The 12,036-nt window shown below is 60.0% G+C and carries 11 protein-coding genes; 2 read left to right on the top strand and 9 right to left on the bottom strand.

Annotated elements, in window-relative coordinates; translation table 11 throughout:
• The first annotated feature begins 6 nt into the window (after window positions 1-6).
• Complete coding sequence (locus BJ887_RS02265; RefSeq protein WP_047743058.1) at window positions 7-750, top strand: alpha/beta fold hydrolase; 744 nt, start codon at window positions 7-9, stop codon at window positions 748-750.
• 45 nt (window positions 751-795) lie between these two features.
• Here the strand turns inward: BJ887_RS02265 and BJ887_RS02260 are convergent, their stop codons facing one another.
• Window positions 796-1,242, bottom strand: coding sequence for a helix-turn-helix domain-containing protein (locus BJ887_RS02260; RefSeq protein WP_121339157.1), 447 nt, complete (start codon window positions 1,240-1,242; stop codon window positions 796-798).
• 113 nt (window positions 1,243-1,355) lie between these two features.
• Here BJ887_RS02260 and BJ887_RS02255 point away from each other — a divergent pair, with 113 nt between their 5' ends.
• Entirely contained in the window at window positions 1,356-2,573 is a 1,218-nt protein-coding gene (locus BJ887_RS02255; protein WP_121339155.1) for an MFS transporter, read from the top strand.
• A gap of 41 nt (window positions 2,574-2,614) precedes the next feature.
• On the opposite strand, the gene iolB is transcribed toward BJ887_RS02255, so the two are convergent.
• Genes iolB through iolG form a run of 8 tightly spaced genes read right to left on the bottom strand, consistent with a single transcriptional unit; the run spans window position 2,615 to window position 11,990 of the window.
• Window positions 2,615-3,427 (bottom strand): 5-deoxy-glucuronate isomerase, encoded by an 813-nt coding sequence (iolB, locus tag BJ887_RS02250; protein WP_121339154.1) that lies wholly within the window; start codon window positions 3,425-3,427, stop codon window positions 2,615-2,617.
• A 9-nt stretch (window positions 3,428-3,436) separates the two neighbouring features.
• Entirely contained in the window at window positions 3,437-4,327 is an 891-nt protein-coding gene (gene iolE, locus BJ887_RS02245; protein WP_121339152.1) for a myo-inosose-2 dehydratase, read from the bottom strand.
• 14 nt (window positions 4,328-4,341) lie between these two features.
• The gene (iolC, locus tag BJ887_RS02240) at window positions 4,342-6,246 is read right to left on the bottom strand and encodes a 5-dehydro-2-deoxygluconokinase (RefSeq protein ID WP_032680495.1); all 1,905 of its coding nucleotides are present in this window, start codon (window positions 6,244-6,246) and stop codon (window positions 4,342-4,344) included.
• Window positions 6,247-6,258: 12 nt separating this feature from the next.
• The gene (locus BJ887_RS02235) at window positions 6,259-7,392 is read right to left on the bottom strand and encodes a Gfo/Idh/MocA family protein (protein WP_020883047.1); all 1,134 of its coding nucleotides are present in this window, start codon (window positions 7,390-7,392) and stop codon (window positions 6,259-6,261) included.
• An 8-nt stretch (window positions 7,393-7,400) separates the two neighbouring features.
• Window positions 7,401-8,429, bottom strand: a complete 1,029-nt coding sequence (locus tag BJ887_RS02230) for an ABC transporter permease (protein WP_014171147.1) — start codon at window positions 8,427-8,429, stop codon at window positions 7,401-7,403.
• An 11-nt stretch (window positions 8,430-8,440) separates the two neighbouring features.
• Window positions 8,441-9,988 carry a sugar ABC transporter ATP-binding protein gene (locus BJ887_RS02225; RefSeq protein ID WP_014171148.1) on the bottom strand — a complete coding sequence of 516 codons (1,548 nt, stop codon included), beginning with the start codon at window positions 9,986-9,988 and terminating at the stop codon, window positions 8,441-8,443.
• 54 nt (window positions 9,989-10,042) lie between these two features.
• Window positions 10,043-10,972, bottom strand: a complete 930-nt coding sequence (locus tag BJ887_RS02220) for a sugar ABC transporter substrate-binding protein (RefSeq protein ID WP_020883045.1) — start codon at window positions 10,970-10,972, stop codon at window positions 10,043-10,045.
• 31 nt (window positions 10,973-11,003) lie between these two features.
• Complete coding sequence (gene iolG, locus BJ887_RS02215) at window positions 11,004-11,990, bottom strand: inositol 2-dehydrogenase (RefSeq protein ID WP_025203474.1); 987 nt, start codon at window positions 11,988-11,990, stop codon at window positions 11,004-11,006.
• Between the last annotated feature and the right edge of the window lie 46 nt (window positions 11,991-12,036).

Below are 12,036 nucleotides of genomic sequence, written 5' to 3'. Positions count from 1 at the left end.
CAGACAATGAAAGCACGCTCTGTACTGACGGCGGGTCTGCTGGCGCTTTCCGCCAGCGCCTTTGCTGAGAGCAAAACCAGCGTGGTGCTGGTCCATGGCGCGTTTGCCGATGGCAGCAGCTGGAACAAGGTCATTACCCGGCTGCAAAAACAGCATACCGAGGTGATCGCCGTCCAGCTGCCGCTCACGTCGCTTAAAGATGACGTTGCCGCCACCCGGCGCGCCATTGCACGGGCGCATGGCGATGTGGTGCTGGTAGGTCATTCCTGGGGCGGAACGGTGATCAGCGAAGCGGGCAACGATGCACGGGTAAAATCCCTGGTGTACGTAGCGGCCTTTGCGCCTGATTCCGGCCAGTCGACGGCGGACCTGGCGGGAAGTTACCCACCGCCAGCGGGGAGTGCGGATATCGCAAAAACGGCAGACGGGTATTTGTATCTCCCGCCAGAAGCCGTGATGAAAGACTTCGCACCGGATGCAGGCGCCGTTGAACAGCAGACGATTGCAGCCACTCAGGGGCCGATCAAGGCCGACGCGTTTGCGGAAAAAGTGAGCCATGCGGCCTGGCATGAAAAGCCAAGCTGGTTTGTGGTCAGCAAAAATGACCGGATGATTAACCCGGAGCTTGAACGTGCGATGGCGAAAACGATCCACGCGAAAACCACGGAAGTGGCAGCAAGCCACGTGTCGATGGTGAGTCAACCGGATGATATTGCCCGCACGATTGAGCAGGCAATCACAAACCATTAAGCATGACACAACAGCCCGCGTATCGCGGGCTTGCAGAGCGTCGGGTTACGTCACTTTCTGCACTTCAGTATCTTGCGCCTTCAGCGCCGTTCCATCCTGCGCTGCTGGCGCCATCAGGGGAACCGGCTTGCCGGTATGCCTGTCGATCAACAGCGAGTGGCGCTCCCCGCGTTCAAACAGATGCTGCTCTCCCCACTGGCGAAGCGCAACGACGATGGGAAACAGGCTTTCGCCTTTGTCCGTCAGGACATATTCCTGATACGACGTACCGTCCGACGCCCCCTGCATCGCGAGAATGCCCGCGTCGACCAGCTTGCGCAGCCGGTCAGCCAGAATGTTGCGCGCAACCCCGAGATCCCGCTGAAAATCCCCGAAACGGCGCATGCCGTCAAAAGCATTACGCACAATCAGAAGCGACCAGCGATCGCCAATCAGATCGACGCTGCGGGCAACGGGACAGAATTCCTGTTCAATCGGTTTACGAGACGGCACAGCGTTACCCCGGCAGGTCAGTCAACAATAACTGGTTGCAGTTTAAAACTGCATAGTCTAGCCTTCAACTGGTTTCTTTTTAAAACCACCTTACCCAGGGCGAGGATTTGAACATGTCACACGCGTCACCACTACCGTCAGATCGAAAAACCGGGCACGTCCGCTCAGGCGACATGCCGCGTAGCCTGGTGTGGCTGTTCGCCCTCGCCAGCGGCTTAAGCGTGGCCAACGTCTATTACGCACAGCCGTTGCTTGACGCGTTGTCCAGAGACTTTGGCATCAGCCATGGTGCCATTGGCGGCGTGGTCACCGCCACGCAGATTGGCTGTGCTCTGGCTCTGCTGTTCGTGGTTCCTCTGGGGGATAAAGTGGATCGCCGGCGTCTGATGGCGCTACAGCTTGTCGTACTGGTGGCCGCTCTGGTCGCGGTCGGCATGGCGCAGACGTCAACGATGCTGCTGGCGGGTATGCTCGCCACCGGCATGGCAGGAACGGCCATGACGCAAGGGCTTATCGCCTATGCGGCCAACGCCGCGTCGCCGCATGAGCAAGGCCGCGTTATTGGTGCGGCACAAGGCGGGGTATTTATGGGCCTGTTAGTGGCCCGCGTCGTCTCCGGAGGCATCAGTGATATCGCGGGCTGGCGTGGCGTGTATCTCTCTGCCGCCGGGCTGATGATCATTATTGCGTTTCCGCTGTGGTGGAGGCTGCCCCGCTTGCCTGTGGTGCCTGAAACGATGAGTTACCCGCGCCTGATTCACTCAATGCTGACCCTGCTGCGGGAAGAAAAAGTCCTGCAGGTGCGCGGCGTACTGGCTTTACTGATGTTCGCTGCGTTCAATATTTTCTGGAGCGCCCTGGTGCTGCCGTTAAGTGCCCCACCCTATAACTTATCGCATACCGCCATTGGTGCTTTTGGCCTGGCCGGAATGGCAGGCGCGTTAGCGGCAACCCGGGCCGGAGAGTGGGCCGATCGAGGATATGCCCGGCGCACCAGCGCGGCTGCACTGGTCTTGTTACTCCTGGCTTGGTGGCCGATTTCACTGATGGATCGTTCGCTCGGCATTTTGCTCATTGGCATCGTGCTGCTCGATTTGGGCGGGCAGGCGCTGCATGTCACCAACCAGAGCCTGATCTTTCGCGCCCGCCCCGAGGCGCATAGCCGGCTGGTCGGGCTTTATATGCTGTTTTATGCCGTCGGCAGCGGTCTGGGCGCGCTGAGCACCACGATGACGTATGCCATCGCGGGCTGGCAGGGCGTCTGCCTGACTGGCGCAGCGGTGAGCCTGGTGGCGCTGGTGTTCTGGTGGGTAACGCGCAAAACAGGATAAGGGTGATAAAAAAAGCCCGCGGGGTGCGGGCTTCTGCAACGTCAACGTGGATAGTCGCGGTTGATCCACGCGTGATCGTCTTCCCAGGTGAACATCCATTTTCGCACCGGACCGGCCATCACGTTGAGATAGTAGCTGTCATAACCAGCCAGCGTCGCCACCGGATGGTAGCCCTTCGGCACCATCACCACGTCGCGGTTATAAACGGCCATACACTCATCCAGCGACCTGTCGTCGGTATAGACCCGCTGCATGCAGAATCCCTGCCCGGGGTTGAGGCGATGATAGTAGGTCTCCTCCAGATAGGTTTCCTGCGGTGGATTATCCGTATCGTGCTTATGGCTCGGGTATGAACTGGTGCAGCCTTCGTGGGTCCAGACCTCAACCACCAGCAGGCTGTCGGCGGGTTGATCTTCCGGCAGAATGTTGTGCACGTAGCGCTGGTTATGGCCTTTACCACGCGCCTGCGCGTCGATATCCTGCGGAGCGATAAGCCGTGTCGGAAAGGTCCCTTTGCCGGGTGCGGCGCAGACCGCCAGCTCCAGCGTCGTCAGCGCCTTAATCTGCACCGTCTCCTGCGGCGTGACGTAGACCGCCCAGGGCTTTATACGCTCAAACGGGCTCATCCGCTCGCCGATGTCAGTAAACTGCGCGGTAGGTGTGCTGATAGAGGCCCGTCCGGCCACCAGCACCAGACAGCGCTCTTCGCTGACGGCGGGCAGCGTCAGCGTCTGCCCCTCCTGCAGTTCATATGCTTCAAAGCCAACGTATCCCCAGCCCGCGTGTTCCGGCGTGACGGACTGGGTGCGGCCCTCCGCACTCGGCGGTTGCCAGCGTGATAACAGACGTGACATGTCACCTCCTCAGATAAGCCCGGCGTCACGCGCCAGACGGCTCAGGTTGTTATACCCCAGACGGGCGTAGGTCAGCGGGTGAGCGATAGCAGGATCCTGCTCCGCCTCCACCACCAGCCAGCCGTGATAATCCTGCGCCTTCAGCAGCCGCATGATGGGCGGATAGTCCACGCAGCCGTCACCCGGTACGGTGAAGACCCCACTCAGCACCGCATCAAGGAAACTGGTTTTGCGGTTTTTGACGTCCGCCAGCACGTCGGCGCGCACGTCTTTGCAGTGAACATGGTTAATGCGCGATGCCCAGCGCTGGGCCACCGCCAGCGGATCAGCCCCGGCAAAGGTCAGATGGCCGGTGTCCAGCAGCAGGCCCACCTCTTCACCGGTATGGGTCATCAGGTTATCGACATCTTCAGCGGACTCAATGACCGTTCCCATATGGTGATGGTAGGCAATCTGCCCCCCCTGCTGCTGCGTGTAGCGGGCAAAAGCGGTCAGCTTCTCGCCGTACTCTTGCCAGCGCGCGTGCGGGAAGCGCGGGCGAAGATGAACCGGCGTCTGTTGCTCGCCGTGAATACAGCCGCTCACTTCGGCGAATACCAGCACCTTAGCCCCCAGTTCGCGCAGCAGCGTCAGGTGTGACTGCACGGCGGCAATCTCCTCCTCCACGCTACGCTCCAGCAGACGCCCTGAATACCAGCCGGAGACCAGCTGCAGATCGTGGCGCTGCAAAATGGGGCCAAGCAGGCGCGCCTCACGCGGGAATTTATTGCCCAGTTCGAAACCGGCAAAACCGGCCTCTTTCCCTTCGCTCAGACAGGTATCCAGCGGCGTCTCCGCGCCGAGTGAAGGCAGATCGTCGTTCGTCCATGTCAGCGGGTTAATGCCTAATTGCACACTCATTGTCGTCTCCTGAATTATGCGTGTCCGCGCTCGCGCCACCAGGCGATAAGCTGCAGGTAATTGTCCCGGATGCGTGCCACCAGCTGCGCATCGTCAATATCGTGTTTCAGCCATGCACGGGACGCATCGCCAAACAGCGTGCGTCCTACGGCAAAGCCCTTCACCAGCGCGTGTCCCGAGGCGGCTTTAAAATCAGCACGAAGCTGCTCAGCCGGGGCGTCCAGCCCGAGGATCACCACGCCACGGCAGTGTGGATCCCGACGTTCAATAATCTCGCTCAGCGCCGTCCAGCCATCGGCAGAGAGCGGCGGCAGTTTCCACCAGTCGGGATAAATCCCCAGGTTGTAAAAACGCGAGATGGCGCGCAGGTAAAGCTCATCGCTGCGCGGCATGCTGGCTGGCAGGATCACCTCCAGCAGCAGTTCATGACCGGACTGGCAGCAGGCGTGGTAGACCTCTGCGATTTTCTGCTCCTGCTCCAGACGCAGGCCGTGCGCATCTTCCGGATGGAAAAAGACCAGGCATTTCACCACATGCTCCTGCGGCCAGCTGATGAGCTGCGTGCCGATGTTACCGTGCTCCATCTCCAGCGGCCGGGAGCCCGGCAGCTCAATAGGGCGGCCTATCCACCACCCTTCACCGGTAATCGCGTTCAGGGCGTCCTGACCAAAAGTGCCGTCACACAGCAGACCGGCTTTGCCCTCAAGCCCTGCGCTGCTGGCCGCCTCACGGCTGGCCTGCAGAATAAGCTGCTTCAGCGCCGGGATGCGCTTCAGGGATGCCCCGCACTGCAACGCCATATCTTCCAGCTGGCTGCGATGATCGAAGGCCATCACGCACAGCTCCGGCCACTCACGGCGGCGGGTGGTGACGCGGTGCAGATGGTTCAGGCGCGCGTCAAGATCGGGACGCGGCACCGACGCCGCACGCGACAGGTAGTCGTCCAGCTCAGCCTTGCTCGGCATCGCCGGGGCACAGCCGTGGCGGGACACCACCAGCGCACCACACGCGTTGGCATAGCGGCAGGCCTGCTCCCAGCCTTCGTCGTTAAGGTAGCCGCGCAGCAGGCCGGACATAAACGCGTCGCCCGCACCGAGCACGTTCAGCACCTCAACGCGCACGCCGGTCACCGTCAGACCCTCATCCAGCCGGGGCGGTATAGCGTCGGTATACACCGAACAGCCAAGCGCTCCACGCTTGCAAACCAGCGTAGCGTTACTCACGGCGCGCACGCGACCCAGCGCCTGCAGGGTATCGGTACTGCCACCTGCAATGTGGAACTCTTCTTCGGTGCCGACAATGACGTCGAAAAGGTGCAGCACCTCCTGCAGTTCACGGGTCACGTTTTCCGCGGCAATAAAGCGCGTCTCCCCGTCCCCTAATGAGGTCAGCCCCCACAGTACCGGACGGTAGTCGATATCCAGCACCGTGCGAACACCGTGACGGCGGGCATAGTTAAGCGCCGTCAGCACCGCGTCACGGGTCTGAGGGTGCGAGAGATGGGTCCCGGTGATGGCAAGGCACCGTGCGGAGGCTATGTAGCGTTCGTCCACATCGCTGGCCGTGATGGCCATATCCGCGCAGTTATCGCGATAAAAAATCAGTGGAAAGGTGTCCCGGTCTTTAATGCCGAGGAGCACCAGCGCCGTCAGGCGTTCTTTGTCGGTGATCAGATGGCTGGTATCGCAGCCCACCTGGTGTAATTCTTCTCGTAGGAAGCGTCCCATATGTTCATCACCGACGCGTGCCAGCATCGATGAGCGCAGCCCCTGACGCGCCGTCCCGTAGGCCACGTTGCCGGACGAGCCGCCGAGATATTTCGCGAAGCTCGACACATCCTCAAGACGGGCACCAATTTGCTGACTGTAGAGGTCTACCGCCACGCGGCCCATGCATATCACATCAAACTGCTTTTCCACGTTGATACCTCATCAGACAATGTCGTTCACGTTCAGCCAGCGGCCTTCCTGGTGTGAGAGTGCGATGGCGTCCAGCACCCGCGAAACCTTCCAGCCCTCTTCAAAGTCCGGCCACATCGGCACATCAGCGGCAATACCGTCGACCAGGTCGCGTACTTCCACCGTTTTTTGATCGTTAAAGCCGATACCATGGCCCGCTCCCATGCAAAACGCGCCATAGTCCGGATGTGATGGACCCACAAGCAGCGTGCGGAATCCCTGGCGGTTTACCGGGTCGTCATGCAGATAGAGCTTCAGTTCCGCCATCCGCTCCTGGGTAAAACTGATGGCCCCTTTGGTGCCGGTTATCACATACGACAGTCCCATCTTGCGCCCGCAGGCGACGCGGGACGTTTCAATCACCCCTTGTGCTCCGCCGGCGAAACGGACCATCGCGTGCGCCTGATCTTCGTTTTCAACCGCAACGTTTTGCGACGAACCGGCCTGCGCCGGGCGCTCAGGCACAACAATTTTTAAATCACCGCAGACCTGCTGAATGTCCCCGACCAGATACTGCGCCATGTTGACGATATGCGCCGCCAGGTCCCCCAGTGCACCCAGCCCGGCGGTCTCTTTAAAACAGTGCCAGTGAATGGGAGAAAGCGGGTCGGCCATATAATCTTCGTTGTGGGTACCGTAGAAGTGGATCACCTCGCCAATCTCGCCGCGGGCGATGATCTCTTTCGCCAGCTGTGCCGTCGGGTTTTTCATGTAGTTAAAACCCACCAGCGTTTTCACCCCTGCCCGCTTCGCGGCGTCCACCATTTCACGTGCGTCATGGGCATTCAGCGCCAGCGGCTTTTCCGAGTAGACATGCTTACCGTGGCGAATGGCCTCCAGCGCCATCTCTTTATGCAAATGGTTGGGCGAGCATATATCCACGACATCAATCGCCGGGTCAGCCACCAGTGCCCGCCAGTCGCCGGTTGAGCGGTTGAAGCCAAAGGCCTGCGCCCGCTCTGCCGCCAGCGCGGGTGTCACTTCCGCCACCATCTCGCGCACCAGTTTGCCGCGCAGGGTAAATACCGTCGGCGCCTGGGCATAGGCGATGGCATGCGCCTTGCCGATATACCCGGTGCCAATCAATCCAATACGAACCTCTTTCATCCTGATCCTCACAATGCGCCGCGACGGCTCTTGGCATAGGTGTCGAATGCCACCGCCAGAACGATAATTAATCCGGTGATTATTTGCTGGTAATAGGCCGAGACGTTCATCAGCACCAGACCGTTAATCAGGATCCCCATAATGATGGAACCAATGATGGTGCCGCCGATGCGTCCATAGCCGCCCATCAGCGAAGTGCCGCCGATGACTACCGAGGCGATAACGCGCAGTTCAAAGGAGATCCCGGCGACCGCTTCCGCACTGCCAAGACGAGCGCTGAGAATGAAGCCCGCCAGTCCCGCCAGACAGCCAATCAGCACATAGACACTCACCAGCACGCGCTTCACGTTGACCCCCGCCAGGCGCGCTGCCTCCGGGTTACCGCCGATGGCATAGACGAAGCGTCCCCAGCGGGTTTTATGCAGCGCCAGATACCCGCCAAGCGCCACGATGGCGAAAATCCAGATTGGAATGGAGATGCCAAGCAGCTCCCCGCGTCCCCACCAGCGGTAACCCGGGTCGAAACCTGCAATGGGCGCGCCGTCGTTGATCACCAGCGTCAGGCCACGCCAGATGGTCATCCCGCCGAGGGTGACGATAAACGGCGGCAGGCGCAGGCGGGTTACGCCCAGGCCGTGCAGGAAGCCAATCGCCGTGCCCATCGCCAGACAAATGCCCAGCCCAATCAGCCAGCTCATGCCGCCCCAGGCGTTCGGATCAACGGTGGTGAAGTTGTCGCCCTTAATCACGTATGCGGCGGTCATGGCGCAGACCGCCAGGATGGAGCCGACAGAAAGATCGATACCGGCAGTCAGAATGACGAAGGTCATCCCCACGGCCATGATCCCGTAGATGGACACCTCGGTCAGGATGTTGAAAATATTGCGTTCAGAGAAAAAATTGCTGTTCTGCGACTGAAAGAAAATCAGCAGCAGGATCATGAAAATCAGTACCCCGAAGCGCTCGAAGAAGGCGATGGGATCGAGGCGTCCGCTGCGTTTCACCGGAACCTGCGTTTTAGAAATCATCTGCGTCATGGAAAACTCCGTTATGCCGCGTTGAGGGCGTTGTGGTTGATGGCCATCATCGTCATCAGCCGCTCTTCGTTAGCGTCGTCGCCGTGGATCTCACCGGTCACCCGGCCTTCACTGAGCGTGATGATCCGATCGGATACCGCCATCACTTCAGGCAGATCGGAGGAGATCACGATCACCGCCACGCCCTGTTTGGCCATATCAAACAGCACCTGGTGCACTTCCGACTTGGTGCCCACGTCGATACCGCGCGTCGGCTCATCGACAATCAGCACCCGAGGGTTCAGCGCCATGCAGCGCGCCAGGATAACTTTCTGCTGGTTACCGCCGGAGAGCTTGCGCACCTCCTGCGCGCTGTTGACCATTTTGATCTGCAGCGCCTTGCGGTAGGACTCAATCAGATCGTCCTCTTTGCGGGTATTCACAAACCAGCGCCACTGCATCAGAGAAGAGAGACTGGAGAGCGACAGGTTGTCGCGAATCGATAACCCCAGTACCGCCCCCTCTTTCTTGCGATCTTCCGGGACCAGCGCGATGCCCTGCTCAAGGGCGTACATCGGGTCGCGCGGTTGATACGGGACGCCGTCCAGTTCAAAGCTGCCCGAGGTAAAGGCATCCGCCCCGAACAGGCAGCGCGCCACTTCGGTGCGACCTGCACCCACCAGGCCGGCAATGCCCAGTACTTCTCCGGCGTGGACATGGAAGCTGATGTCATGCAGGGCAATGCCGTGCGGATCCAGCGGCGGTTTTTCGCGGCTCAGCCCTTTTACTGCCAGACGAACCGGCTTGTTTTCATGATGGGTTTCGCTGGCGGGACGACGATTAAAGGCCACGTCACGCCCCACCATCAGACGGATCAGCTGCTCGACATTGGTTTGCGCCACGGCGCCACTGCCGGTGAAACGGCCGTCCTGGAAAACGGTAAAGCGATCGCAAAGCTGGAAAACTTCGTGCAGTCGGTGGGTAACGTAAATAATGCTCACCCCCCGGTTTTTCAGCTCGCGCACCACGCGGTGGAGGCTTTCCACCTCGCTGTCGCTCAGCGCCGCGGAGGGTTCATCCATGATGATCAGCCTGGCGTTCAGCGTCAGCGCCCGGGCAATCTCGACCATCTGCTGCTGGGCTACGCTCAGACGGGCGACAGGCGTGGTTGGCGCAACGTTCAACTGCAGATAATCGAGGATCACCTGCGCCTCCTGGTTCACCGCTTTTTCGTCGACAATCAGGTTACGTTTACGCGGCTCGCGCCCGAGAAACATGTTTTCCGCGACGGTCATATTGGGCAGCAGGTTAAATTCCTGATAGATAGTGATAATGCCCTTGTTTTGCCGCTCAACCGGTGAATCGTCCACCGGCAGCGTGTCGCCGTTGAACCAGATATCCCCGCGCGTTTGCGGCTGTGCGCCCGCCAGGGCTTTCAGCAGCGTGGATTTCCCCGCTCCGTTCTCACCCAGCAGCGCGTGGATCTCCCCGGCACCGACGGTGAGCTGTGCGCTGCTCAGCGCCCAGACGCCAGAAAAGCTTTTTGCCAGGTCGGTCACTTTCAGTAAGGGTTGCGACATCGGTCTGCTCCTCCTTAATAGTGAGCCGCCACCTGCGCGGCGGCTCCGGATAAATCAGTTACCGGCCTCACTGATGCGCTCAGCCTGCTGCAGATTTTCTTTGGTGATAAGCGTTGGCGGGTAGTCCGCGCCGGTGATGGCTTTCTTCTCACGCACGTTGGCCACCAGCTGGCTCATCGCCGTTTGTACCGCGAAGCCCGGGCGCTGATCCGCTGTGACCGCCAGCCAGCCGTCGCGCACGCGCGCCAGCGCCTCAGGGACCGCGTCAAATCCGGTCACCAGAATTTCGCCTGGTTTCACGCCCTGGCCCTGCAGCGCTTCAATTGCGCCCAGTGCCATGTCGTCATTGGCGGAGAGGATCACCTGTGGGCGTTTCGGCAGTGACGGCAGAACGCTTTCCACAATGCGCATCCCTTCAGAACGCATCCAGTTGCCGGTCTGATCGGCAACGATCTTGTACTTGTCCCCGCCCGCCTTCAGGCTGTCGCGGATCCCTTTGGTACGTTCAATGTTGGAGGAGGAACCTGGCTGGCCGGTGAGCAGAATAATGTCTGCCCCGTTGGGGAATTTGCTTTTAACGAAGTCGCCAATCGCCTGCCCGCCTTTGTAGTTGTTGGCACCAAAATGCGGCACCTTCTTCTGGCTGTCGACGGAGCGGTCAAGCGTCACAACGGGCAGATTCGCATCCTGAATTTCATCCACCGCGCTGGAGACGGCATTGACGTCATTCGGGGAGACGATGAACCCCTGCGCACCACGGGTGATGGCGTTTTCCAGGTCAGCGACCTGTTTCGGCGAGCTGCCCTGCCCGTCCAGTACCTGAAGCTTTACGCCCATCTCTTTTGCGGCTTTTACCGCGGTACGCTGCATGTGAACTTCAAACGGCATCGCCAGGTTTGGTGTACTGAAAACAATTTGCTCGTTTTCGGCCATTGCTGCCCCGGCGGTCATGGCGATGAGGGCGGCTAAGATCAGTTTTTTCATTATTATGTCTCTCTGTGTAGGGTGGTTGTGTTTAGAGGACGATCTCACGCTGGCTACGCAGGGATTCCAGCGCTTTATCCGCCAGGTACAGCGCACGTTCACCATCGTCGCCGCTACAGTCAGGCGTCGCTTCGCCGCGCAGCACCGCAACAAAGTGTTCCCACTCCGCGGCGTAAGCGGATTTGTAGCGCTGCAGGAAGAAGTGTTCCGGCAGCGCGCCGGTGCAGCCCTGTTTGCCGTAGTGCTGCACCTGATTTTCAAGAATATTGCCCGCGCACAGCAGGCCTTCTGAGCCGTGCAGTTCCAGGCGCTGGTCGTAGCCATAAGAAGAGCGGCGGCTGTTGACGATGGTCGCCATCGCGCCGGAGGCATATTTCAGTACGATAAACGCGGTATCGATATCCCCCGCCTCGCCAATCGCCGGATCCACCAGATTGCTGCCCTGGGCATACACCGACACCGGCTCTTCGCCCATGATGAAGCGCGCCATATCAAAATCGTGAATGGTCATGTCGCGGAACATACCGCCGGAAACGCGCACATATTGCGCCGGTGGCGGGGACGGGTCGCGGGAGATAATCAGCAGCGATTCGGGCTTACCGATCCGCCCGGCCTGCACCTCGGTTTTGACCCGGCGAAACTGCGGGTCAAAGCGGCGGTTAAAACCGATAAACAGCGGTACGTTGTACTCGTTAACCACTTTCAGGCAGTCGCGCACGCGGGCAAGATCCAGGTGTACCGGCTTTTCACAGAAGATCGCTTTGCCGTGGCGGGCGGCCATCTCAATCAGATCCGCGTGGGTGTCCGTCGCAGACGCGATCAGTACGGCATGAACGTTTGGGTCGCTCATCGCGTCCTCCAGGCTCTGCAAACGAGCCTGATATTGCGTGGCGAGGCGGGTGGCAAATTCCTGATTCGGGTCGACCACAGACCAGAGCGTGGTCTCACTGTGGCTGGCGATGTTAGCTGCATGTACCTGGCCAATTCGGCCAGCGCCCAGTAAAGCAATGTTAAACATAACGGCTCCCGGTGTTGGTGAATGCTGTGAACTAACGACCCCTTAA

Origin of the sequence: Enterobacter sp. WPR_3_1 (assembly GCF_003635055.1) — a bacterium.
Taxonomy (GTDB): Bacteria; Pseudomonadota; Gammaproteobacteria; order Enterobacterales; family Enterobacteriaceae; genus Enterobacter; species Enterobacter ludwigii.
The sequence above is the reverse complement of the archived record's forward strand: the minus strand, read 5'-3'. Positions and strand labels throughout refer to the sequence as shown.